Origin of the sequence: Streptomyces sp. NPDC048361 (assembly GCF_040651795.1) — a bacterium.
In the GTDB taxonomy this organism is placed as follows: domain Bacteria; phylum Actinomycetota; class Actinomycetes; order Streptomycetales; family Streptomycetaceae; genus Streptomyces.
Genome location: NZ_JBEZKW010000002.1, coordinates 157442 through 181723 on the forward strand (window position 1 = coordinate 157442; position 24282 = coordinate 181723).

Below are 24282 nucleotides of genomic sequence, written 5' to 3' on the forward strand. Positions count from 1 at the left end.
TACCCGTAGGGTGCCGGCGCCCGCATCGACCCTTTCTTCCCTGGTGGCAAGGGGGTTGGCAGGCCATTCGGCCAAGGAATCCGTCACCCGGGGAAGTTGGCCGAAAACAGATGGGTCCAGTTGTGCGATCAGCTCACTCCTGGGGTGTACGGGCCCCTCCGTGTCGCCCTCCGCGATGCCCCGCGGGGGCAGGTCGGACACGTCGGCTCTGCGCCACAACCGACCGCAGTGCCCGTTCTTCGGCGGCGGCCCGCTCGGAGCGCCGCAAGAGCAGGCGGCACACGGCCGTCACGGCCGTGAGGCCCACCGCGGAGCCGACCGCGCCGGCGAACGAGGACCCGTAGACGACGAGCACCACGGGCACGAGCAGACAGCTGAACACCGCCCAGCGCACGACGTCCCCCGCCGGATCGCCGGACGCTCCTGTGGAAGCGGACCCTACTGGTTCGGCGTTCACGGACCGGTTGGTACGTACGGTTTCAGCCGCGGGCAGCGATTCGGGCGACCGGTGTCGGGAGCCGGCCGGCGCGGCGGGGGCGGACGGGTGGGCGACCGGGGGAGGGGGCACGAGGAGGTGCTTCCTGGATCGGGGTCGGGGTGATCGCGTGGCTAACGCGGAAGCGGCCGCTCCGGTCACTGGAAGATCATCAGTATGGAGGGATCGTCGAGGCGCGCCCGGGACGTCCCCGAGGCGTCGTCGAAATGTCCCCGGAAGCGTCCCCGAGGGTGTCGGCCGGGCCCGCGGGAGCGAATTTGGAGCGGCGGTGCGCGGGGCTGTCCGGGAGCCGTCCGAGCGTCGTCCGGGAGCCGTCCGGGCGGCCGTTCGGGGCCCGTCCGGGGGACGGCTGTACAGGGCACCAAGCATTGCCATCCGGGGCCGCCTCGTGCATGCTCCCGGGGAACGCCGAGTAGGTTCGGCGGACCTGGGCAGGAGAGGAGTGTCGCCGTACCCTTGGGGGTATGGGGTTGGGAAGACAATTCCCGGACACGGCTCCCCCCGGACACAGCTACGCCGCCGACTCGTTGTTGCTCACACGTCCCCGCTGTCCCTCGACTGAGGACCTCTTTCGCCGAGACACCCATGGCCGGTCACGAATTCTCCGAACCCGCGGACCGCAAGCAGGTAGCCGACCCCACGTCGGACCTCCAGGCGGCGACAGAACCACGTCATTCCTGCGATCCCGCGTTCCGTCACGGTGTCGTCGTCGGCTTCGACGGCTCGACCTCCAGTGAGCGGGCCCTCGCCTACGCCATCGGCATGGCCAAGCGCTCCGGCTCCGGGCTGATCATCGTGCACGTCGCCAACCGGCTGCCCACCACGGTGTGGGCGGGCTGCGAGCCGCCGGTCTTCGTGGACGTGCCGGACCACCGCACCGAGGTACTCGGCCTCGAACTCGCCTGCGCCGACTACCTCGCCGAGGTCCCCTGGATCCTCGTCGAGCGCGGTGGCGACATCTGCCACGAACTGGAAGAAGTCGGGCGCGAGTACGCGGCGGACGCGATCGTCGTCGGCTCCACGCACGGCCTGGTCGGCCGGATCTTCGGCTCGGTCGCGGGCCGCCTCGCGCGCCGGGCGCAGCGCCCCGTCGTCGTCATCCCGTAACCGCGCGGCGGGCGGGCCGTAACCGCGCGGCGGGCGGGCCGTAACCGCGCGGCGGGCGGGCCGTAACCGCGCGGCGGGCGGGCCGAAACCGCGCGGCGGGCGGGCCGAAACCGGCATGAGGTTTGGCCGAGCCCGGCCTCAGGTTTGGCCGAGCACGGAACCGGATTCGGCCGAGGCCAGCACCCGGTTGGGCTGACGTGACGTCAACTCCCGTGCTCCGTGGCTGAATCTACCCATGCGTAGGGGTGGATTGTGTGCTTGTGAAGGGTAAATAAGGGGCGCTGGGAAGCAGCACAAAAGCGCGTCTGAAGGGAGCCCGCCGTGGACAATGAAGTTCCCGCGGGAAGCACCACCTCCACCCTCGGCCACCTCGCACTCGGCCTCACCCTGCTGGCCTTCGGCATAGGCAACACCCGCGTCGTCCACGGCGTGACGGTGGCCGACTCGGTCTCCATCGCCACCTACGTCGGCGGCATCGGCCTGTTCGTCCTCGGCGTCCTCGCCTTCCGCGACCAGGACGCGTTCACCGGCACAGCCTTCGCCGGCCTCGGTGCCTTCTGGTTCACCTGGGCGGCCGGGGCGGACACCAAGCTCTCGGCCAACGCGGCCGGCCTCTTCCTCGTCCTGTTCGCGCTGCTCGCGCTGAGCCTCGCCGCGGGCTCGACGGGCGCCGGGATCTTCCGGCAGGGCACGTACGGACTGCTCTTCCTTGCCCTGGTGCTGCTGGCGATCGGCCAGTTCGCCGGGAGCACCTCGCTCGGCAAGGTGGCCGGCTGGGTCGCCGCGGTCGCGGGCGCCGTGGCCTGGTATGGGGCGACGGCCGCGCTCGCCAAGTGGCCGACCGCCATGCCGCGACGCGCCGCCGGCCGGGGGGTGACGGCCACCGGCTGACCGGCAGCCGCGTGCCGGTGCGTGGGCAGCACGGGCACGCACGAGGGCGGCCCCCGCCGCGAGGCAGGGGCCGCCCTTTTCCGTACGCGCTGCCGTACGTGATGCCGTACGCGCTGCCGGTCGGTGCGGACTATTCGACCGTGACGGACTTCGCCAGGTTGCGCGGCTTGTCGATGTCGCGGCCCATCGCCAACGCCGTGTGGTACGCGAAGAGTTGGAGCGGGATGCCCATGAGGATCGGGTCGAGCTCGTCCTCGTTCTTCGGCACGACGATGGTGTGGTCGGCCTTCTCCTGGTTCTGGTGCGCGACCGCGAGGATGCGGCCGCTGCGGGCCTTGATCTCCTCAAGGGCGGCGCGGTTCTTCTCCAGGAGGTCGTCGTCCGGGACGATCGCGACCGTCGGGAGCGCCGGCTCGATCAGCGCGAGCGGACCGTGCTTCAGCTCGGAGGCGGGGTAGGCCTCGGCGTGGATGTAGGAGATCTCCTTGAGCTTCAGGGAGGCCTCCAGGGCGACCGGGTAGCCGCGCACACGCCCGATGAACATCATCGACTGGGCGCCCGCGTACTCCTGGGCCAGCTTCTCGATCTCCGGCTCCATGGCCAGGATCTCCTCGATCTGGCCGGGCAGCTTGCGCAGGCCCTCGATGATCCGCTTGCCGTCGGCGACCGACAGGTCGCGGATGCGGCCGAGGTGCAGGGCGAGCAGCGCGAAGGCGACGACCGTGTTGGTGAAGCACTTGGTGGAGACGACACAGACCTCGGGGCCGGCGTGCACGTAGGTGCCGCCGTCCGCCTCGCGGGCGATCGCCGAGCCGACCACGTTCACGACGCCGAGGACGCGGGCGCCCTTGCGCTTGAGCTCCTGCACCGCCGCGAGCACGTCGTACGTCTCACCGGACTGGGAGACCGCGATGTACAGGGTGTCGGGGTCCACGACCGGGTTGCGGTAGCGGAACTCGGAGGCCGGCTCGGCGTCCGCGGGGATGCGGGCCAGCTCCTCGATGAGGCCGGCGCCGATCATGCCCGCGTGGTACGAGGTGCCACAGCCGAGGATCTTGATGCGGCGCACACCGCGGGCCTCGCGGGCGTCCAGGTTCAGGCCGCCGAGGTGAACGGTCGAGAACCGGTCGTCGATACGGCCGCGCAGGACACGGTCGACGGCCTCGGCCTGCTCGCTCATCTCCTTGTGCATGTACGTGTCGTGGCCGCCCATGTCGAAGGAGGCGGCCTCCCACTCGACGGTCTCGGGGGTGGCGTTGGTGAGCGTGCCCGACGTCGTGTACGTCCGGAAGTCGTCGGCCTTCAGGGTCGCCATCTCGCCGTCGTTGAGGGTGACGACCTGGCGGGTGTGGGCGATCAGGGCGGCCACGTCGGAGGCGACGAGCATCTCCTTCTCGCCAATGCCGAGGATGACCGGGGAGCCGTTGCGGGCGACCACGATGCGGTCGGCGAAGTCGGCGTGCATCACGGCGATGCCGTAGGTGCCCTCGATGACCTTGAGCGCCTCGCGGACCTTCTCCTCCAGGGAGTCGGCGGGGGAGCGGGCGATGAGGTGGGTGATGACCTCGGTGTCGGTCTCGGACGCGAAGACGACGCCCTCGGCCTCCAGCTTGGCGCGCAGGTCGGCGGCGTTGTCCACGATGCCGTTGTGGACGACGGCGACCTTGTTCTCGGGGTCGAGGTGCGGGTGCGAGTTCACGTCGGAGGGGGCGCCGTGGGTGGCCCAGCGGGTGTGGGCGATGCCCGTGGTGCCGGCGAAACGCTTGGGGACGCGGGCCTCCAGGTCGCGGACGCGGCCCTTGGCCTTGACCATCTTCAGCGCCCCGGACTTGGGGGTGTTGACGACCATGCCCGCGGAGTCGTAACCCCGGTACTCCAGCCGCGCCAGGCCTTCCAGCAGCAGCGGTGCCACATCACGCTTACCGATATAACCGACGATTCCGCACATAGAGTCTCTGCCCCTCCATCGACGTACAACGTTCCTGTGTGCCCGGCCCCGCCTCAGCCGCGCCTCAGCCGTACTTCAGCCGTAGACGATGCGGCGCAGCTGCCGGAGCGAGAGCTCCGGTGGCGCCACGGCGCGGTGCGGCAGCTCGGCCGCGATCCGTTCGAAGATCTCCGCGTTGACCGCGCCACCGGATTGCAGTTCACGGTGGCGCCGGCGGACGAATTCCTCGCACGTCTCGTCGAAGTACGCCAGCACATCGAGCACCACCCGGGCCGCCTCACCGCGCGGAAGCGCGGTGCTGCGCACCAGATGATCTACGAGGTCGTCGTGGGACGACGGGCTGCGGCGTTCGAGCACCCGTCGATATTGCGGGCTATCGGAGCCGTACGCAAGAATCCTGCCCGCTTTCGGGCAGGATTCGCATGATCATGTGCAAGGTCTGGACCAGACCGATCCAGATGGGCCTGCGGGGCCTCGAAGCCGGGGACGTCCGTCTCGCAGCCGGTGCGCGGGGATCCTAGGAGCCGGGAGAGCCGGGCCGTACGTCCTTACTGCCCGGTACGATCCGCAGCGTGGAGCCGTCGAAGGCCCACATGCCATCCGTCTGGATGATTTCCGCCATGACAGGATTCTTCTACCGCACGATATGGCGATGATCGACGTACGGACGTCTGCCGTGCGACCCGCCCTGCCCACCGGCCGGTCCGCACCTTGACCCCGGACGGGGATGCCGGGTCCCATGGAAGTGTTCGGTTGCTCGGCCCCCACAGCTGCGTGCGCCCTTGGAAGGGAACCGCTTGTGAGACAGAGACAGCGCAGGACATTCGCCCGGCTCTTCGGCTCCCTGGTCCTGGTGGCGGCCGCCGGGCTTACCAGCATCGGAACGTCGGCGGCGCCCGCCGCGGCTGACGGACCCCGCCCGCTCGGCCAGATCGTGCCCGTCCCCGCCGACGTTTCGCCGGGCGGCTCCCCCTACACCATCGGCTCCGCCACCCGGATCAGAGTCACCCCGGGCGAGCCCGAGGTACAGCGGATCGGCGCCTATCTGGCGGCCGTCCTGCGCCCCTCCACCGGGTACGCCCTGCCCATCACCGGCGCCACGGGCGGCGACGGAATCCGCCTGCTGCTCGGCGCCGATGACGAGGGCCTCGGCGACGAGGGGTACCGGCTCACCTCGGCCAAGGGCTCCGTCACCGTCGCCGCCAACACCCCGGCAGGCCTCTTCCACGGCGTACAGACCCTGCGGCAGCTGCTCCCCGCCAACGTGGAGAAGAAGACGAAGCAGGCCGGCCCCTGGAAGATCGCGGGCGGCACGATCACGGACGCGCCCCGCTACGCCTACCGCGGCGCGATGATCGACGTCTCGCGGCACTTCTTCACCGTCGCCCAGGTCGAGCGTTACATCGACCAGCTCGCCCTCTACAAGATCAATGAGCTGCATCTGCACCTCAGCGACGACCAGGGCTGGCGCATCGCCATCGACTCCTGGCCCCGGCTCGCCACCTACGGCGGCCAGACCCAGGTGGGCGGCGGCAAGGGCGGCTTTTACACCAAGGCCGACTACCAGGCGATCCTCGACCACGCCGCCTCGCGCTACATGGAGGTCGTGCCCGAGATCGACACCCCGGGACACAGCAATGCGGCGCTCGCCTCCTACGCCGAGCTCAACTGCAACGGCGTCGCGCCCCCGCTCTACACCGGCACCCACGTCGGCTTCAGCTCGCTGTGCGTGCCCAAGGAAGTGACGTACGCCTTCTTCGACGACGTGGTGCGCGAGGTCGCCGCCATGACGCCGGGGCGCTACCTCCACATCGGCGGCGACGAGGCGCAGTCCACCTCGAAGGAGGACTACGACACCTTCATGACCCGGGCCCAGCCCGTCGTGCACAAGTACGGCAAGACCGTGATGGCCTGGCACCAGATCGTCGACGCCACCCCGATCCCGGGCACCGTCGCCCAGTACTGGGGCACCACGGGCGACGAGGCGAACGTCGCCGCGGCGGCGCAGGCCGGCACCAAGTTGATCATGTCGCCGGCCAACCGTGCCTACCTCGACATGAAGTACGACGCGAAGACCACGCTCGGCACCAACTGGGCCGGCTACGTCGAGGTCGACAAGTCGTACTCCTGGGACCCGGACACCTTCGTGAAGGGGGTGCCCGCTCGCGCGGTGCTCGGTGTGGAGGCGCCGATCTGGTCGGAGACGCTCAGCACCAGCGCGCAGATCGAATACATGGCGTTCCCAAGGCTCCAGGGAATCGCCGAACTCGGCTGGTCACCGGCGTCCACGCATGACTGGACGGCGTACAAGGCCCGGCTGGCGCAGCAGGGCCCCAGGATGTCGGCGCTCGGCATCACCTACTACCGCTCACCGCTGGTGCCCTGGGTGTGACCTCGGGGCTGGATCACGGTGCCGGGGCCCGCAGGAAGGGGCCCCGGCACCGCCATGTCAGGAGGATCCGGGCCGGGTCATGCGACCTTCTTGGCCTTCTCGATGGCCTGGGCGAGTGCGTCGACGATGGGGGCGACACGCGCGTAGGAGTAGATCGGCTCGGTCAGGCGCGGCATGACCTGCTGGGCCTTGACGGCGGGCAGCCGCGCCCAGGTCGGCTTGGAGCCGAGGTCGGCGGGCTGGAGGGTGCCGGTTCGGTTGTCCATGAGGATCAGGTCGGCCGGGTACTTGCCGACGTTCTCCCAGCTGAGCGACTCGAAGAAGCCCTGCGAGTCGGTCTTCGGGGTGACGAACCGGACGCCGAGCTCCTGGAAGTAGCGGGTGTCGCAGCTGCGCTTGGCCTCGGAGACGTAGAAGAGGTCGGGGCTCGCGGAGCCGAGCAGCACCTTGATGTCCGGGTTGGCCTTGGTGGCGGCGCGCAGCCGCGCGGAGGCCTTCTCGAAGGCGGCCTTGGCGTCGGTGAACTTCTTCGCGTTCAGGTCCGCGCCGAGGGACTTGGCGAGGTCCGCGCGGCGCTGGAGGGCGGCGGGCATGCTCTCGTCGGCAGCCCACAGGGCGACGCTCGGCGCCAGCTTGAGGATCTTGTCCTTGCTGTTGTCCGGCACGTACCAGAGGACGTCCTTCTGCCACATGTCCGTGATCAGCACGTCGGGCTGGAGGGCCGCGTACTTCTCGACGCTGAACTCGCCGTACACATTGCCGATGATCTCGACCTTGTCGATGTCGAGGCCGCCGGCCTGCACATCGGGCTTGCCGTCCTTGGTTTTGGTCGGCCCGAAGACGCCCTTGACCTCGATGCCGTAGTCGAAGAGGGCGGCGGCCGTGCCGGTGAAGGCGACGATGTTCTTCGGCTGCGTCTTGGTCTTCGCGGTCTGGCCGCGGTCGTCCGTGAACGACCAGGGCCCGGAGGCGCCGGCCTTGGTGCCGTCCGCCGATCCGCTCTTCTTGTCGCCCCCACCGCAGGCGGTCAGCGCGGCACCGATGCCGATCGCGCCGCCCATGGCCAGGAGGCCGCGACGGGTGGGCAGGGATGCTCGGGCGTGGGGCATGACGTGTCCGCTTTCGTACGTACGGGCCGGGGGCTGCCGCCGGCTGGATGCGAAGGTAAGCCTACCCTTAGCTTTACTGATGGCCCGGCCCCCCACGGAACAAGCAGCCCGACTCGGGCACTTAGTGGTCGGCTCCGTAAGTCCTTCGGGGGTTGATCAAGCTGCCCGCGCGACGGAGGATTCTTCTTGTCGGCAGCCCGCCAGCGGCGAACCGGCCTCGCCAGGCACGAACCGTGTCCGGGTGCAGACCCGTTGTCGCAGCGCGGGGAGTACCCGGCCGATTTCCTTGGGCGCGGCAGGCCCCCTTGGCGGCTGACGGAGGGGCTGGGGGTTCAGTCGAGGGTGACGACCATCTTGCCGAGGGCTTCTCCGGCCTCCATGGCCCGGTGGGCTTCGACGATCTCGTCGAACCGGAAGACCCGGGTGGGACGGGCCCGGAGGGTACTGGCTGTGACTTTGGCGTAGATCTCGTCCAACGGCACGTCGGTGAGCGGGAATGCGGGGGTGCCCAGGACGAAGGCGCTGCCGAAGAAGCTGAGCCGGACCCCGCTGGGGAGATCGGTGATCGGATCGAAGTCCCGCACCGGGTCGAAGCCGCCCAGGAAGCCGAGCTGGCACACCCGGCCACGGGGTCGGACCAGGGCCAGCGAGTCGCGTAGGACGCTGTTGCCGACCACGTCGAACACCGCGTCGACGCCGACCTCCCGCTTCCCGACCTGGGCGGCGAGCGCGCCGTCGTCGATGAGCACGTCGCCGGCCCCGAGCTCCTTCAGCAGCGGTACGTGCGCGAGGTTCCGGGTCGTGGCGAGCACGGTCGCGCCGTGGTCGACCGCGAGGTTGACGGCGGCCTGGCCGAGCGAGGAGGTCGCTCCCCGCACCACGACCGTCTCGCCCGGTCGCAGGTCCAGATTGCCGAACAGGCCACTCCACGCCGTCGCGTACACCTCGGGAACCGCGGCCAGATCGGCCCAGTCCAGCGGCGAGTGCACGGCCACCACGTTGGTCGCCGGCACGGTTACCAGTTCCGCATAGCTGCCGTTGCGGGTCCGGCCCATGCCGCCGAGGATCGCCACCACCCTGGTTCCGACGGGGAGTTCACCGGATGGGTCGGCCTCGACCTCTCCGGCGCACTCGATCCCGGGGACGGCCGCCACCTCTCCCCAGGCTCCGCCGCGCATGTACGCCTCGGCGTGGTTGAGGCCGAACGCCTTGACCCGGACCAGCACTTCGCCGTCGGTGGGCACCGGGTCGGGCAGTTCGGTGAGGGTGAGCACCTCGGGGCCGCCGTAGGCGGAAATGACGATGGCCTTCATGTCGTGACTCCATTCTTGAGCGCACATTCAACTATTGGTGCGAAAAAAGAGCCACCGCGTACGGTGGCCCGTGTGGCCGGCCGTCAGGCGAGAGCAGTGAAGGCGTTGTCGACGATCGCCCGCAGGAGCGTCTCGTCGGGATTCGCCTTCCCGACGACCATCAGCCCCTGGCATGTCGCGACCAGCAGCTTGGCGCTGCCGGCGCAGTCCAGCGAGGCGCGCACCTGACCCCTGCGAGCCGCGTTCGCCAGAGCGTGGGTCATGCACCGTTCGAGCCGGGCCAGGTGGCCGCGTACGACGGCCGCCGCCTCGTCGTCCTCGGCGGCCTTCTCGATCGCCGTGTTGACGAGCAGGCAGCCTTGCCGGCCCTCGGGGCTGAGCAGGTCGCGCACCAGCCCGTCGAAGTAGCCGCGGATCTCAGCCACCGACGCGCCCGAAGCCTCCAACTCGCCCAGCTTCTCGGGCACGACCAGCCTGGAGTAACGCTCCAACGACTTCAGGAACAGTGCATGCTTACCGCCGGGGAAGGCGCTGTATAGGCTGCCGGGCTTCACCCCGGTCGCCTTCACCAGATCCTCGATGGACGTCGCCCGGTACCCGCGCTCCCAGAACCGCAGCATGGCCACGTTCAGGACGGTGTCGGGCTCGAACTCTCGAGGTCTGGGCATGAGGCAAACATACATGAGCGACCATTCAAGAACAATCCCTGGCGTACGGAGCGAGGGCATACTGCGGCCACGCGAACCGCCGCCAGTGGCGCAGTCGCCCGACCCTCGGCTCAGTGAGCTCCGGGGCATGTCGCACGTCCCGGCGGGGCGCCGCCTCTACCTCGTGAGACAAGTACGGAGGACTCCGCCCCCGCGACGGCACCTACGCCGACACCCCCAACGACGCCCCCGACTGAGCCTGCGAGCGTTACACCACCGCCTCGACGTCTGACCAACCCTCCGACACAACGCCCCGCCACTGCGTCAACCCCCGAAGGACTCCGAGGCTCTACCACTTGGTCCCCGTCCGGTGCGCCCTGCGTCCCGAACTCCGCCCGACACGCGTCGAGCCCCTCGATCCGGACGTCCACCGTACGAAGCCGCTCCCACTCGGCGTGCTCAAGGCGCAGCCGCTGAAGCGTGACGGGCCGGTCTCGCACGACGGCGGTGGCCAGCCCGTCGTCCCGGTAACCGAGCCGGCGCGAGACGCCGAGCGAGCGAGGGTTGTCGGTCATCGCGGCCGAGACGGCGGCCCGCGCGCCGAGCCCGGCGAACGCCAAGTGCAGGGCAGCGGCCCGCATCTCGGTGCCGATGCCGCGTCCCTGGTGGGCGGTGCCGAGCCAGGAGCCCGTCTCCACCTCCCGGGTCACCCCGAAACGCGTCGCCAGCACGTCCTGCCGGCCGACCACGGCCCCCTCGTGCAGCACGGCGAGGCTCAGCGTCCAGTCGTCCGGCGACCAGGTCGCGATGGTGCCGAGCACGTGCTGCCACGCCGCCCGGCCGCGCTCGGCGGGAGTCCCGTCGCTCCACGGCACGGTGAACGGCATCCGACCCGGCGCATGCACCCCACCCGCCGCCACCCTCGCGAGTTCGGCGAGCAACGCCAGGTCGGGCAGGCGCAGTTCGAGGCGGGGCGTGCGGATGCGCAGGGCGTAGAGGGGCCACCAGGCCGAGGGCAGTTCCATGGACCGACTGTGCGGGGCGGGGTCGGGGCGTGTCGAATGATTTGCCCTTGCGGGAACCGTTCAACGCGGTGGCCCGGCCCGGGGGTTCGGCTGCGGACCGTGCCGCTTCTCGCGCCCTGACTACTTGGTGCCGCCCGGCACTGGACACCCTCAGCCCAGGACAGTGGCCCGGTTTCGCGTCGTGCGTGGCTGGTCGCGCAGTTCCCGGCGCCCCTGGGCTGCTCGGTGCCGGGCGCTATGCGCATCCTCAGCCCGACCTGGGGCGGAGCCCCGGCAACCCCGCTTTCGGCTGCGGACCGTGCCCGCGTCTCGCGCAGTTCCCCGCGCCCCCCAGTAGGGCACCCGGCGCCGCATGGCCACCCGCGCCCACCGCGGCGGAGCCGCGAAAAGGGCACAGCCCCGCGCCCCTAAGTAGGGCACCCGGCGCCGCAGGCCCACCCGCGTCCCCCGCGGCGGAGCCGCGCAAAAGGGCACAGCCCCGCGCCTCTGGTAGGGCACCCGGCACGGGCCTGGTGGCCGGTTACCCCAGCAGCGGTACCTGCCGGCGCAGCGGGGCGTAGGTGAAGCGGACCTTGTGCGAGGCGCTCGGCTCGTAGGTGCGCAGGCACAGCCCGCAGTGCCAGTGCCAGCGGTCCGCCGCACCCGGCGCCGTCGTCGAGGTGTCCTTCCACAGCGGTGGACGGCTCGCACAACTGGGGCAGGTCGGGGGGTTCACCCTGACAGGGTGCGGGCCCCGGCCCCCCACGGCGACGCCGACGCGAGCGGCACCACTCCATCGAGGGACCCGAGGCCCAGGGCCCGGGGTCCAGGAACCCAGGACCCGGGGTCCAGGAACCCAGGACCCGGGGTCCAGGACCGACCCGGGGTCCAGGGGCCCGGAACCCCCGGAAGCGTGAGCAACACGCGCAAACGTCAGGCCGGCAGCCCCAGCTCGCGGGCGATCAGCATCCGCTGCACCTCGCTCGTACCCTCCCCGATCTCCAGGATCTTGGAGTCCCGCCACATACGCGCCACCGGATACTCGTTCATGAAGCCGTAGCCGCCGAAGATCTGCGTACCCTCACGTGCGTTGTCGACCGCCACCGTCGAGGAGTACAGCTTCGCGAGCGCCGCCTCCTTCTTGAACGGCTCGCCGTGCACCAGCCGGGACGCCGCGTCGCGCCAGCCGACCCGCGCCATGTGCGCCCGCAGCTCCATGTCGGCGATCTTGAACTGGATCGCCTGGTTCTCGCCGATCGGCCGCCCGAACGCGTGCCGCTCCTTCGCGTACTTCACCGACTCGTCCACACACCCCTGCGCCAGCCCAGTGGCCAGCGCCGAGATCGCGATGCGGCCCTCGTCGAGGATGCGCAGGAACTGGGCGTACCCGCGGCCCTCCGCGCCGAGCAGGTTGGCCACCGGGACGCGCACGTCGGAGAAGGACAGCTCCCGCGTGTCCGACGCGTTCCAGCCGACCTTCGAGTACGGCGCCGCGACGGTGAAGCCCGGCGTGCCGGACGGCACGATGATCGAGGAGATCAGCGGACGCCCGTCGTCCTTGCGGCCGGTGACCGCGGTGACGGTGACCAGGCCCGTGATGTCCGTACCGGAGTTGGTGATGAAGCACTTCGAGCCGTTGATGACCCACTCGTCGCCGTCGCGTACCGCGGTGGTCCGTGTGCCGCCCGCGTCCGAGCCGCAGTCCGGCTCGGTCAGGCCGAACGCGCCGAGCACCTCGCCCGAGCACAGCTTCGGCAGCCACTCCCGCTTCTGCTCCTCGGTGCCGAACCGGAAGATGGGCATCGCGCCGAGCGAGACGCCCGCCTCCAGGGTGATGGCGACCGAGGAGTCGACGCGGGCCAGCTCCTCCAGGGCGATGCCGAGCGCCAGGTAGTCGCCGCCCATGCCGCCGTACTCCTCGGGGAACGGCAGCCCGAACAGGCCCATGCGGCCCATCTCGCGGACGATCTCGTACGGGAACTCGTGGCGCTCGTAGAAGTCGCCGATCTTCGGGGCGACGACGTCGTGGGCGAACTCCTCGACGGTACGGCGGAGTTCCTCGTGCTCGGGGGTGAGACGGTGGTCGAGGGGCATGGCTACGACTCCTGGTGGGAGAGGGCACGTACGGTGCGGGAGGGGCTGGGTCGGCCCAGCTGTCCGGCCATCCACACGCTGGTGGCGGTGAGCAGGCCGAGGTCGACCCCGGTGTCGATACCGAGGCCCTGGAGCATCCACACGAGGTCTTCGGTGGCGAGGTTTCCGGTCGCGGACTTGGCGTACGGGCAGCCGCCGAGGCCGCCCGCCGACGCGTCCACGGTGCTCACTCCGTGCTGGAGGGCGGCGAGCGTGTTGGCGAGCGCCTGGCCGTAGGTGTCGTGGAAGTGCACCCCGATGGCGGGGGTGGGCACGCCCTGCTCGTTCAGCAGCGACAGCAGGGCCCGCACCTGGCCGGGCGTGGCGACGCCGATGGTGTCGCCGAGGCTCAGCTCGTCGCAGCCCAGGTCCATGAGGGACTTGGCGACGCGCACCACCTGCGCCAGGGGCACCGCGCCTTCCCACGGGTCGCCGAAGCACATCGACAGGTAGCCGCGCACGTGCGCGCCCGCGGCCTTGGCGCGGGTCACGACCGGCTCGAACATCGCGAGCGACTCGTCGACCGTGCGGTTCAGGTTGGCCTTGGCGAACGACTCGGTGGCGCTGGCGAACACCGCGATGCGGTCGGCGCCGAGCGCGAGCGCCCGGTCCAGACCCCGCTCGTTGGGCACGAGGACGGGCAGCGCCACGCCTTCGAGGTCACCCAGCATCGGGAACAGGGCCTCGGCGTCGGCGAGTTGGGGCACCCACTTGGGGTGCACGAAGCTCGTCGCCTCGATGGTGGTCAGGCCGGCCGCGGCAAGGCGGTGCACGAATTCGGCCTTGACCTCGGTCGGCACGACCGCCTTCTCGTTCTGCAGCCCGTCGCGCGCGCCCACCTCGTGGATGCGGACCCGGGCCGGCAGTCCGGGCGCCGGGACGGCCATCGGCAGCTCGGTCATGAGGTCTCCTCGGTGGCTGCGGCCTCGGCCGGGGTGACGACGGCCAGGACCTGGTCCATGGCCACGGTCGAGCCGGGCACGACGTCGAGCTCGGTGACCGTGCCCGCGTGCGGCGCCGAGATCACGTGCTCCATCTTCATCGCCTCCACCACCAACAGGCTCTGCCCGGCGTCCACTTCGTCGCCGACCGCCACCTTGACGACGGTGACCGTGCCCGGCATGGGCGCGGCCAGGGTGTCGGCCCCGCCGTGGCTGCGGCCGGACAGGGCGGCCTCGACGGCGTCGTGGTCGGCGACGTGCCAGCTGTCGCCGTCGCGGCCCAGCCAGGCGCCGGCGCGGTGGAAGGTGTGGGTGACGCCGTCGAGTTCGACGGTGACCCGGTCGGCGGTGACCATCGCCGTGGTGGGCGCGGCGTGAGTGACGGGTTCGAGTCCCGTCACGCGCAGCGGGAAGGCCAGAGCCTTGGGCTCACCCCCTATGCGCCAGCCGCTCGGCACCGAGAACGGGTCGGTCCAGCCGTCGGCCGCAGCGGGCTTCAGCGCGTCGAGCCGGACCGCCGCCGCGGCCGCGTACACCTCGTCGGGTACGCCGTCGGGGACGAGGCCGTCCGCCTCACGCTCGACGAGGCCGGTGTCCAACTCGCCTGCCACCACGGCCGGATGGGCCAGAAGGCGGCGCAGGAACCCGGCGTTGGTGGGCACGCCGAGCGTCACTGTGCCGGCGAGCGCGGCCCGCAGTTTGCGCAGCGCGGTCGCCCGGTCGGGCCCGTACGCGATGACCTTGGACAGCATCGGATCGTAGAGGCTGCCGACCTCGGTGCCCTCGCTCAGACCCGAGTCCGTGCGCACTCCGTCGCCCTGCGGTTCGCGCAGCGCCAGGACCGTACCGCCCGACGGCAGGAAGCCGCGCGAGGGGTCTTCGGCGCACAGGCGGGCCTCGATGGCGTGGCCGGTGAGGGTGATGTCCTTCTGCTCGTACGGGAGTTGCTCGCCCGCTGCGACGCGCAGCTGCCACTCCACGAGGTCGACACCCGTGATCAGCTCCGTCACCGGGTGCTCGACCTGGAGGCGGGTGTTCATCTCCATGAAGTAGTACGAGGACGGGTCGCTGCCCGGCACGATGAACTCCACCGTGCCCGCGCCCGAGTAGCCGCACGAGCGGGCCGCCTGCACGGCCGCCTCGCCCATCGCGGCGCGTGTCGCCTCGTCGAGCAGGACGCTGGGCGCCTCCTCGATGATCTTCTGGTGGCGGCGCTGGAGCGAGCACTCGCGCTCGCCGAGGTGGATCACATGGCCGTGGTTGTCGGCGAGGACCTGGATCTCGATGTGGCGGGGCCGGTCGATCCACCGCTCGACGAGCAGCGTGTCGTCGCCGAAGGAGGCGCGGGCCTCACGGCGGGCCGCCGCGATCTCGTCGCCGAGCAGCGCCTCGTCGCGGACCAGGCGCATGCCCTTGCCGCCGCCGCCCGCGCTCGGCTTCAGAAGCACGGGCATGCCGATCTCCCGTGCCGCGTCGGCCAGTTGGGCATCGGTGAGGCCGCTGCCCGAGGAGCCGGGCACGACCGGGACCCCGGCCTTCTGCACGGTCTCCTTGGCGCGGATCTTGTCGCCCATCAGGGAGATCGCACCGGCGGGCGGCCCGATGAAGACCAGGCCCGCGTCGGCGCAGGCCTGGGCGAACCCCGCGTTCTCCGCAAGGAAGCCGTAGCCCGGGTGGACGGCCTGGGCGCCGGTGCGCAGCGCCGCCTCGATGAGCCGCTCGGGGCGCAGATAGCTCTCGGTGGCCGCCGCCGGGCCGATGCGCACGGCCGTGTCCGCCTCCCGGACGTGGCGCGCCTCGGCGTCCGCGTCGCTGAAGACGGCGACCGAGCGGATGCCGAGCTGCCGCAGGGTGCGGATGACGCGGACCGCGATCTCGCCCCGGTTGGCGACGAGCACTGTCGTGAACATGGGAGCCCTCACCAGGGAAGTCGAGGTGGAAGTCGACGTGGGTGCCGTCGCAGATGTCTCAGCCGTCACGTCGGTCACATCCGGAAGACGCCGAAGGCGGGGTCGGCGAGCGGCGCGTTGGCGCAGGCCGTCAGGGCGAGGCCGAGGACCTGACGGGTGTCGACCGGGTCGATCACACCGTCGTCCCAGAGCCGCGCCGTCGCGTAGTAGGCGTTGCCCTGCGTCTCGTACTGCTCGCGGATGGGGGCCTTGAAGGCCTCCTCGTCCTCGGCGCTCCAGTCGTCGCCCAGCTGGTCGCGCTTGACGGTCGCGAGGACGGACGCGGCCTGCTCGCCGCCCATCACCGAGATCTTGGCGTTGGGCCACATCCACAGGAAGCGGGGGCTGTAGGCGCGGCCGCACATCGAGTAGTTGCCCGCGCCGTACGAACCGCCGACGACGACGGTCAGCTTCGGCACCCGCGTGCAGGCGACGGCCGTCACCATCTTCGCGCCGTGCTTGGCGATGCCGCCCGCCTCGTAGTCGCGGCCCACCATGAAGCCCGAGATGTTCTGGAGGAACACCAGCGGGATGCCGCGCTGGTCGCACAGCTCGATGAAGTGGGCGCCCTTCTGGGCGGATTCGGAGAACAGGATGCCGTTGTTGGCGACGATGCCGACCGGGTGGCCGTGGATCCGTGCGAAGCCGGTGACCAGCGTCTGGCCGAACTCGGCCTTGAACTCCTGGAAGCGCGATCCGTCGACGACCCGGGCGATCACCTCCCGTACGTCATAGGGCGTGCGCGAGTCGACCGGCACGGCCCCGTACAGCCCGAACGGGTCGGCCTTCGGCTCCTCGGCCGGCTCGACCGACCAGGGCAGCGGACCGCGCTCGGGCAGGGTGGCCACGATGTTGCGGACGATCCTGAGCGCGTGCGCGTCGTCCTCGGCCAGATGGTCGGTGACGCCGGAGACCCGCGAGTGGACCTCGCCGCCGCCGAGTTCCTCGGCCGTGACGACCTCGCCGGTCGCCGCCTTCACCAGCGGGGGACCACCCAGGAAGATCGTGCCCTGGTTGCGGACGATCACGGCCTCGTCGCTCATCGCGGGCACATACGCGCCGCCCGCCGTGCACGAGCCGAGCACGGCCGCGATCTGCGGGATACCGGCGCCGGACATCCGGGCCTGGTTGTAGAAGATCCGCCCGAAGTGCTCGCGGTCGGGGAAGACCTCGTCCTGCATCGGCAGGAACGCGCCGCCCGAGTCGACGAGGTAGAGACAGGGGAGGCGGTTTTCGAGCGCCACCTCCTGCGCGCGCAGGTGCTTCTTCACCGTCATCGGGTAGTACGTGCCGCCCTTGACCGTGGCGTCATTGGCGACGATCACGCACTCGCGGCCGCTCACCCGCCCGATCCCGGCGATCACGCCCGCGGCCGGCGCCTGCCCGCCGTACAGACCGTCGGCGGCCAGCGGGGCGAGCTCAAGGAAGGGCGAGCCGGGGTCGAGGAGCGTGTCCACGCGGTCCCTCGGCAGCAGCTTGCCGCGCGCCACATGCCGGGCGCGGGACCGCTCGCCTCCGCCGAGCCGGGCCGCGGCGAGCTTCGCCCGCAGCTCCTCGCCGAGCGCGTGGTGTGCCGCCTCGTTGGCCCGCCAGGCCTCGGAGGCGGGATCGTCCCCCAAGGACTCCGTCCAGGGGGGACCCCCAGCACTCCCCAGGACCGGTGCCTGCTGCATCGTGTCGAGCCCCCTTGCCCGTACGCGGCGATGTCAACGGATGTTAATGGCCGTTAACTCATTGCGTTCAGGTTAACGAGCGCTAACCCCATTGTCTAGAATGACTTCCCATGAGCACCCGAACCGACGCCCCGACCCGCCGCGAGCAGATCCTGCGCGAGGCCGCCCGGCTCTTCGCCGAGCGCGGCTTCCACGGCGTCGGCGTCGACGAGATAGGGGCCGCCGTCGGCATCAGCGGCCCCGGCCTGTACCGCCACTTCGCCGGCAAGGACGCGATGCTGGCCGAGCTGCTCGTCGGCATCAGCGGGCGCCTTTACGACGGTGGCCGCAAGCGGGTCGCCGAGGCGGACGGCGACCCCGAGCGGCTCCTTGGCTCGCTCATCGACGGGCACATCGACTTCGCCCTCGACGACCGGGCGCTGATCACCCTGCACGACCGCGAGCTCGACCGGCTGCGCGACAGCGACCGCAAGCTGGTACGCCAGCTGCAGCGGCAGTACGTCGAGCTGTGGGTCGGTGTCGTGCGCGAGCTCCATCCGCCGGTGCCCGTGGCGGAGGTGCGCGGGGCGGTGCACGCGGTGTTCGGGCTGCTCAACTCCACCCCGCACCTCGGCTCGTACGGCACCGGGCTGCCGGGCCGCGCCGCCACCGAGGCACTCCTCCGCCGCCTGGCCCACGGCGCCTTCGCCTCCCTGGACGGACACGTCGCCGCCGGGGACGGTCCCTTCGCCTCCGAGGACGGGCGCTGAGCCCGTTCCGCCGCCCCGGGCGGCCCGTCCGCGGCTCGGGACGGACCGGCCGTGTGCGGCGCGGGCGGGGCAGAATGGGCGGCATGCCGATACCCAGCCGTGCCGCCCTTGTCGACCACCTAGTCCGCACCCGGATCGCCGGTGACGTCGCCACGCCCCGCGACAACAACCTCTCCCACTACCGCAGGCTCGCCAACGGCGACCGCCACTACTGGCTGGGCCTGGAGCTGGGCGACCGCTGGGCCGACGAGCAGGACGTGCTCGCCGTCATGGCCGAGCGGTGCGGCGTCGTGGACGACCCGGAGCACCGCACCGGCCAGGACACCATCGACCCCGAGCTCACGGTGGACGGCCTCGACCGGATGGCGGCGCGGCTGCGCAAGGCCGCGGCGGGGCGGGAGCGGGTGCTGTTCGCGACCGGTCACCCGGGCGCGCTCCTGGACGTCCACAGCCGGACGGCTGCGGCGCTGCGCGCGGCGGGGTGCGACATCGTACGGATCCCGGGCGGGCTCACCGCCGACGAGGGCTACGTCGTGCAGTTCGCGGACGTGGCCGTGTTCGAGCGGGGTGCGTCGCTGTGGCACACCCACTCGCCGGAACCCATGCGGGCGATCCTCGGGGCCCTGGAGACCCCGCCGGACCTGGTGGTCGCGGACCACGGGTGGGCGGGGTGCGCGGGGCAGTGGGGCGTGGACGCGATGGGGTACGCGGACTGCAACGACCCGGCGCTGTTCATCGGCGAGGCGGAGGGTTCGCTCCAGGTGACGGTGCCGCTGGACGACCACGTCCTGGACCCCCGCTTCTACGAGCCCATGACGGCGTACTTGCTGGACGCGGCGGGCCTGACACTCTGACCCGGGTGGGTCCGTAGGTCCGTAGGTCCATAGGTCCGGGGGCGGGCCCGGAGGTAGGTACGGCCTTACTGCAGCGTGATCTCCTGCCCGACGGACCGTTCGCGGGCCGAGGCGACGACCAGGGCCGTGGCTGCGGCGTCCTGTGCTGCCACGCCGACCGACTTGTAGAGGGTGATCTGGTCCGGTGCGGTGCGCCCCGGCCTGCTGCCCTCGATGAGTTCGCCCAGCTCGGCATGGACGTGATCGGCTGTGATGAGGCCGTCGCGGATCGGCATGAGCAGGTCGTTGCTGCCCGCGGGGAACGGGGCGAGCGCGGCCTGGCGCGATTCGACGCACACCAGCGCCTCGGCGACCGTGGCGTCGTCGATCTCGCGGCCCGCCGGGTTGTATCCCACGGACGTGATGTGCACCCCGGGTGTCAGCCAGGAACGGCGGATCACGGGTTCGACGGCATGGGTCGCCGCGGCGGCGATGTCCGCGCCGTCGAGCGCCTCGGCGTAGCTGGGCACGGCCCGGACGTCGCCCTCCAGTACGGCCGAGAGTTCCGCGGCCAGGGCAGCGGCTTTTGCCGGATCGCGGCCCGCGACGCGGATCTGCTCAATGGGGCGGACCCGGCAGATCGCGCGGGCATGGGACCGGGCCTGCACGCCGGTGCCCAGCACGGCCAGTACGGTCGCGTCCTCACGGGCCAGCAGGCGTGCCGACAACGCGGAGCAGGCGGCGGTGCGTGCTGCGGTGATGGCCGTACCGTCCAGCAGCGCGGCGGGCTCGCCGGTGTCCGGATCGAACGCCACGATCAGCGCCTGATGTGTGGGCAGTCGGGTCACGTCGTTGTGCGGGAAGAGTGACACCAGCTTGGTCATCAGCACCCCGGCCGAGGGCAGGAAGCCCGGCATGGCCGCGAGGAATCCCTCGTGTTCGGGCACCAGGGCGGCGACGCGGTCGGGTACCGAGGCACGGCCCGCGCTGAGGTCCGCCATCGCCGGGGCCAGGGCGTCGATCAACGAGTCCACGTCGAGTAGCGCCTCGACTTGCGCGCCTCCCAGCACGAGCATGCGCCTCAACCTCCCGATGCCGGGTCGTCCGGCCGACGACCGCACAGCCAAAGCGTCGACCTCGTTTCCCGTTGCCTCGACTGCGACACGCCGTTGCCCGTGAACACGTTCCGCGCGCGGGGCGCGGGGCGCGGGGCGCGGTCGCCGGGGCTCCGCCCCAGCCCCCGTGCCCACGCCCGGAACCAGTGCACACCGCAACCTGACCCGCACAGCCACACTTCGGCACATCGCCACGGATCAGCGCTCCGGGACACCTCCGCTCTCCCGTACGTAGTGAGAGCAGGAACGATCCGGCCCGGGCGGGGCTCCGGAAACCTCCGCTCTCCACATAGACCGGAAGCGAGAGCAGCCTGATTGCCGACAAGGCTGGGGCGCCTTACAGCGGCGGTGCGAAGAGTGTCGAAGTGACGACTTTTGGAACTGTTCCCAAACCCATAAGAAAATCTAGGGGGATTGGAGATCAGTGTCTCAGGCGTCACCGCGTCACCGAAACGCACCCTCGGGAATCCACTGGTCCCTAATACTCCCGGAAGCGGGAACAGCGCGAGCCCGCTACGGCGGACGGGAAACCTCTGCCCTCCACAGGGAATGAGAGGGGGACTCTACCGCGCACCCACCCAACGGGGGAATCTGGCGGACCGAGCGCCCGACTCTCGGAACCAGCGTCGCCCGTGCACCACGCCGCGCCATGGAATCTCTCCGTCCCCACTGCTCATAGGAGTGGGGGCTAGTAGGCCGCTCTGCCCGACAGATGGTGCAACACCCTCGGTCCCTACCACTTGGGCAAGAGAGCGAGCACTCCACACATCAACGAGCACCAGGCGGTGACTGATGACCCCCTGCATGGAATGCAGCGACACGGCAACTCGGCATGCACGCTGCGGAGTTCACGACTAGGCGCACCAAGACCGTCCCACGGTTCGGGCTCGCCGTTCGCGTGGTCGGCGACGTGCGAAGCGGTTCGATGCTGCGGCACGGCTCCGCCGGCGAGTGCAGGAACGGGGCTCGGCGTGGTGCGACTGGTGCTTGGGTGACTTCCCGGCGGACGGGGTGGACGTGGACCATGTGCGTCCGCTGTCCCTCGGTGGCGAGGACATAGACAGCAACGTTCAAGTGCTGTGCCACGGCTGCCACCAGCTCAAGACCTGTACCGAGTTCGGAGGACGGGCGGCTTAGGAGACCGCCCTCCAACCACACAAGTTTTTGGTCTAACCGCCTACCAAAGCCCGCCCCCGCCCAAGCCATTAATAACACTCTGTGGACTGATCACGTTTGCAATTCCTTGGTTGACGGAGTCGCCGAGCGTCTCCGAGTAATAGTTGAACGACTCATCACGGTTTACCGTCAGGGGGCCATCATCAGCCTGGGCCACGCCGGTCATTGAGAGCGCCGCACCCGTCAGAGCCAGAGCAGCAAGTACGCGCTTGGTGGAGTTCATGCGCTGCCAACGATCTTGGCCCGCTGAGGTCACGCCCGTCGCACAGACACCGCCCTGGACCGGCCCTAACCCGGCTCGTCCTGGTGCGGAAGGGGTGCGGTATAGGCGCGCACTCTGCCCCGAGTAGGTACGGGCGGTTCCCGTGCTGAAACCGGGCGGTAGAGACGGTTCGATTCCGTCCATCCCGCGGACATGACTCCGCCCCGGCACAGTATCGCGCGCCGGGGCGGTGGCCGTCCGCTACTTTAATGAGCGACGCGTACGCTCTCGTTGCTCGCGAATGACACGGTTGTCGGTTCGTTGTCCGGCAACTTGATTGCCTTGACCATATATTTCTTCGACCCGTGCTTACCGGTCGTAGCAGTGGCCGCGCCAGTAACGCGACAAGGGCCCGACTCCGACCAGAAGACGACTCCGGGTTTCAGGGCCGTTGCGTCCTTAATTACCCACCGATATTCCTGCGTGGATTCATCTGATACTTCCTCAGTCATGAGGGCTCCAATCGGTCTTGCTGTCCGGGGCCGTTCCCCGAATGCATCGGCGAATGACCAGTACCCCTTCCCATCGAAGGTGACCCCTATGCCCCGCAAGCCCCGCCCCCCGTGCTCTGTCCCCGGGTGCCCCGAGCTGACCACTGGTGGGCGCTGTGAGGCTCACCGACGCGAGGCCGAGCAACAGCGCGGGACGAGCGCACTTCGCTGACCAGTTCTTCAATGGCGATGTGGAGGTGAATCCGAAGGGGTTCGATGGTCTGCGCAAGCGGCTGCTCGGCGGTCAGGTCCTGGACGCGAAGGGAGTCGGCCCGGTCGCCAACGGCCATGACTTATTTGATGTGTTGGACGCGCTCGTTGCCCAGGTACGCGGCCTCAACGGCACGAACGGAGCGCTCTACATGAACGCCGCGCTCCGGGCGAAGATCGAGTCTGGATTCCGGCGGCTCGGCGGTGCCGAACTCCTCTCGGCTGCAATCGCCGGAAAGCGCACCACCACGTGGAAGGGCATCCCGCTCCTCGATGCCGGGCAGAAGCTGGACGGCACCGACGTACTCCCGATGACCGCTGGAACAGGCGCCAAGCAGACTGGCGACATCTACGCCGTGCGCTTCGGGTCCACCGAGGCCGACGCCGGAGTCACCGGTCTGACCAACGGCGTGTGCAGACCACTGACCTGGGCGAGTCTCACGACAAGCCTGTGTATCGCACCCGGATCGACTTCTATTGCGGTCTCGCGCTGTTCGGCGGGAAGGCCGCTGCACGCCTGACCAACGTCCTCGCCGGCTGACCAACACCACAGAGCCCCCGCGCTCGCTGCCCTTGAACGGGCGGCGGGTGTGGGGGCCTTCCGCGTTCATGCGACGCTGTCCAGCAGTGCTCGGACGTCTGGTACGTCGCGGAACTTATCCAGGCGAGCGAGCACGATTCGCACACGTTCTGCTGTTCGTTCGCTGGCTACGTCGGCGGAAAGCGAGATCACGCGTTCAGCGACGGTTACCGCCTCCTCGGGTTCGTTGGCGTCGGAGAGGGCGACGGCGAGCCAGGAAAGGTACAGGGCAAGTTCCCGCGTGTGGGTCGCGTCGTACCGGCTGAGTACGTCCCGAAGCAGCGGAACGGCGCGGAGTGGTCGGCGTAGCTCCGTGTAGACACGAGCCTCCATGACCTGTAGTTCGCCGGAGTCAACCCAGTACAGGTAGGCCGGTGCCTCGCTTCCTTTGCTGTCCTGACTGAGTGCTTCGCCTGCCTCGCCCAGTGCCCGAATGGCGGGCTGAACTTCACCGGCCTTGGTGTACGCCCATGCCACCCGGTCGAGGTACAGCGCGCGAGCCTTGCCCGGTGCGTTCATTCCGGCAACGTCGAGAGCTGCACGGGCAAGTTGAAGCCCGTCAACCTCCCTTCCGATATTGCTGAGTTGATATGCCAGGGACCCGGCGAGGTTCGCGGCCAGGGTGTCGTCCTCTGCCTGCCTGGCTGCGCTGAGCCCTATCCGATAAATTTGTTCCGCCTCGCTATGTTGACCGGCGTCGCTCGCGATCCATCCAGCGATCTGTCCCAACTCACCGATGTGGCGCAGGAGTTCGCGTCCAACTGTTCCGCTGTGGCGGCCTTCTCGGTAGAGCTTTACGGCTGAGCGGAGTTCGCGGAGTGCGGGACGGATCAGGTCGCCGCCGGCTAAAACGTCATCGGCTAGCCGTAGGCCGTGTACGCGCTGTTGCAGGTCGTCCACCTGCTCCTTGCCGATGCGTCGCCCCGTGCGGGCTGTGAGGGGGGCTAGCGGATCATCGGCGGGCAGGTAGTCCGCGAGTGTCGGCAGCGGAGGTTCGGGGGGAGCCTGCGGCGCTGTGAGCGCATCCACGGGCACTTCGAGGGCGGCAGCGATGGACGGCAACCATTCGCGGGGCGTGCGCTTCCCTGTTTCCCATCGGCTGATCTCTTGGCGGCCGACCGGTTCGCCTTGAACTCCGGCAACTCGGCAGATCTCTCGCGCTAGGCGTGCCTGGCTCCATCCGCGCTGTCCCCGCTCGCGCCGGATGTTGGCCCCCGTGTTCTCCGACATGCGTCCAGTCTGGCCGACAGCTGGCCTACATGG

Annotated in this window: 21 protein-coding genes and 1 pseudogene; 7 read left to right on the top strand and 15 right to left on the bottom strand. The window is 70.1% G+C overall.

Annotated elements, in window-relative coordinates:
• Nucleotides 1-133: 133 nt before the first annotated feature.
• Complete coding sequence (locus AB0D31_RS01935) at nucleotides 134-457, bottom strand: hypothetical protein (protein WP_362715598.1); 324 nt, start codon at nucleotides 455-457, stop codon at nucleotides 134-136.
• A 624-nt stretch (nucleotides 458-1081) separates the two neighbouring features.
• Between AB0D31_RS01935 and AB0D31_RS01940 the strand changes: the two genes are divergently transcribed.
• Together AB0D31_RS01940 and AB0D31_RS01945 are read left to right on the top strand one after the other, a co-directional pair.
• Complete coding sequence (locus AB0D31_RS01940; RefSeq protein WP_114036721.1) at nucleotides 1082-1603, top strand: universal stress protein; 522 nt, start codon at nucleotides 1082-1084, stop codon at nucleotides 1601-1603.
• 321 nt (nucleotides 1604-1924) lie between these two features.
• A complete protein-coding gene (locus AB0D31_RS01945) occupies nucleotides 1925-2494 on the top strand; it encodes a GPR1/FUN34/YaaH family transporter (protein WP_362715601.1) in 570 nt (189 codons plus the stop codon).
• 130 nt (nucleotides 2495-2624) lie between these two features.
• Here AB0D31_RS01945 and glmS read toward each other — a convergent pair whose 3' ends face one another.
• Together glmS and AB0D31_RS01955 are read right to left on the bottom strand one after the other, a co-directional pair.
• Nucleotides 2625-4442, bottom strand: coding sequence for a glutamine--fructose-6-phosphate transaminase (isomerizing) (glmS, locus tag AB0D31_RS01950; protein ID WP_362715604.1), 1818 nt, complete (start codon nucleotides 4440-4442; stop codon nucleotides 2625-2627).
• 75 nt (nucleotides 4443-4517) lie between these two features.
• A complete protein-coding gene (locus AB0D31_RS01955; protein ID WP_328312691.1) occupies nucleotides 4518-4799 on the bottom strand; it encodes a hypothetical protein in 282 nt (93 codons plus the stop codon).
• Nucleotides 4800-5241: 442 nt separating this feature from the next.
• Between AB0D31_RS01955 and AB0D31_RS01960 the strand changes: the two genes are divergently transcribed.
• Nucleotides 5242-6834, top strand: a complete 1593-nt coding sequence (locus AB0D31_RS01960) for a beta-N-acetylhexosaminidase (RefSeq protein WP_362715606.1) — start codon at nucleotides 5242-5244, stop codon at nucleotides 6832-6834.
• Nucleotides 6835-6911: 77 nt separating this feature from the next.
• Here the strand turns inward: AB0D31_RS01960 and AB0D31_RS01965 are convergent, their stop codons facing one another.
• The 9 genes and pseudogenes from AB0D31_RS01965 to AB0D31_RS02005 form a co-directional block, all read right to left on the bottom strand.
• Nucleotides 6912-7943, bottom strand: coding sequence for an ABC transporter substrate-binding protein (locus tag AB0D31_RS01965; protein WP_362715607.1), 1032 nt, complete (start codon nucleotides 7941-7943; stop codon nucleotides 6912-6914).
• Between the two features lie 332 nt (nucleotides 7944-8275).
• On the bottom strand, nucleotides 8276-9256 hold the full coding sequence (locus AB0D31_RS01970; protein WP_362715609.1) for a zinc-binding dehydrogenase: 981 nt from the start codon (nucleotides 9254-9256) through the stop codon (nucleotides 8276-8278).
• An 83-nt stretch (nucleotides 9257-9339) separates the two neighbouring features.
• Nucleotides 9340-9924, bottom strand: coding sequence for a helix-turn-helix domain-containing protein (locus AB0D31_RS01975; protein ID WP_362715611.1), 585 nt, complete (start codon nucleotides 9922-9924; stop codon nucleotides 9340-9342).
• A gap of 362 nt (nucleotides 9925-10286) precedes the next feature.
• A pseudogene (locus AB0D31_RS01980) lies at nucleotides 10287-10928 on the bottom strand (GNAT family protein); the annotation flags it as partial.
• Between the two features lie 520 nt (nucleotides 10929-11448).
• The gene (locus AB0D31_RS01985) at nucleotides 11449-11643 is read right to left on the bottom strand and encodes a hypothetical protein (protein WP_362715614.1); all 195 of its coding nucleotides are present in this window, start codon (nucleotides 11641-11643) and stop codon (nucleotides 11449-11451) included.
• Nucleotides 11644-11840: 197 nt separating this feature from the next.
• Nucleotides 11841-13001: an acyl-CoA dehydrogenase family protein gene (locus AB0D31_RS01990; protein ID WP_362715617.1), complete on the bottom strand. Its 1161-nt coding sequence runs from the start codon at nucleotides 12999-13001 to the stop codon at nucleotides 11841-11843.
• A gap of 2 nt (nucleotides 13002-13003) precedes the next feature.
• The gene (locus AB0D31_RS01995; protein WP_362715620.1) at nucleotides 13004-13942 is read right to left on the bottom strand and encodes a hydroxymethylglutaryl-CoA lyase; all 939 of its coding nucleotides are present in this window, start codon (nucleotides 13940-13942) and stop codon (nucleotides 13004-13006) included.
• Entirely contained in the window at nucleotides 13939-15891 is a 1953-nt protein-coding gene (locus tag AB0D31_RS02000; protein WP_362715623.1) for an acetyl/propionyl/methylcrotonyl-CoA carboxylase subunit alpha, read from the bottom strand. The genes AB0D31_RS01995 and AB0D31_RS02000 overlap by 4 nt, the downstream gene beginning before the upstream one ends.
• Before the next feature lie 74 nt (nucleotides 15892-15965).
• Nucleotides 15966-17603: a carboxyl transferase domain-containing protein gene (locus AB0D31_RS02005; RefSeq protein ID WP_362715626.1), complete on the bottom strand. Its 1638-nt coding sequence runs from the start codon at nucleotides 17601-17603 to the stop codon at nucleotides 15966-15968.
• A gap of 110 nt (nucleotides 17604-17713) precedes the next feature.
• Between AB0D31_RS02005 and AB0D31_RS02010 the strand changes: the two genes are divergently transcribed.
• Nucleotides 17714-18352 (top strand): TetR/AcrR family transcriptional regulator, encoded by a 639-nt coding sequence (locus AB0D31_RS02010; protein ID WP_362715628.1) that lies wholly within the window; start codon nucleotides 17714-17716, stop codon nucleotides 18350-18352.
• Nucleotides 18353-18435: 83 nt separating this feature from the next.
• Nucleotides 18436-19206: a phosphatase gene (locus AB0D31_RS02015; RefSeq protein ID WP_362715631.1), complete on the top strand. Its 771-nt coding sequence runs from the start codon at nucleotides 18436-18438 to the stop codon at nucleotides 19204-19206.
• Between the two features lie 65 nt (nucleotides 19207-19271).
• Here AB0D31_RS02015 and AB0D31_RS02020 read toward each other — a convergent pair whose 3' ends face one another.
• Nucleotides 19272-20261 (bottom strand): ornithine cyclodeaminase family protein, encoded by a 990-nt coding sequence (locus AB0D31_RS02020; RefSeq protein ID WP_362715634.1) that lies wholly within the window; start codon nucleotides 20259-20261, stop codon nucleotides 19272-19274.
• 990 nt (nucleotides 20262-21251) lie between these two features.
• On the opposite strand from AB0D31_RS02020, the gene AB0D31_RS02025 reads away from it, so the two are divergent.
• Nucleotides 21252-21437, top strand: coding sequence for an HNH endonuclease signature motif containing protein (locus tag AB0D31_RS02025; protein ID WP_362715637.1), 186 nt, complete (start codon nucleotides 21252-21254; stop codon nucleotides 21435-21437).
• A 40-nt stretch (nucleotides 21438-21477) separates the two neighbouring features.
• Here AB0D31_RS02025 and AB0D31_RS02030 read toward each other — a convergent pair whose 3' ends face one another.
• On the bottom strand, nucleotides 21478-21699 hold the full coding sequence (locus tag AB0D31_RS02030; protein ID WP_362715640.1) for a hypothetical protein: 222 nt from the start codon (nucleotides 21697-21699) through the stop codon (nucleotides 21478-21480).
• A 646-nt stretch (nucleotides 21700-22345) separates the two neighbouring features.
• Between AB0D31_RS02030 and AB0D31_RS02035 the strand changes: the two genes are divergently transcribed.
• Nucleotides 22346-22960 (top strand): major capsid protein, encoded by a 615-nt coding sequence (locus AB0D31_RS02035; RefSeq protein WP_362715643.1) that lies wholly within the window; start codon nucleotides 22346-22348, stop codon nucleotides 22958-22960.
• Nucleotides 22961-23046: 86 nt separating this feature from the next.
• Here the strand turns inward: AB0D31_RS02035 and AB0D31_RS02040 are convergent, their stop codons facing one another.
• Nucleotides 23047-24249 carry a helix-turn-helix transcriptional regulator gene (locus tag AB0D31_RS02040; protein WP_362715645.1) on the bottom strand — a complete coding sequence of 401 codons (1203 nt, stop codon included), beginning with the start codon at nucleotides 24247-24249 and terminating at the stop codon, nucleotides 23047-23049.
• Between the last annotated feature and the right edge of the window lie 33 nt (nucleotides 24250-24282).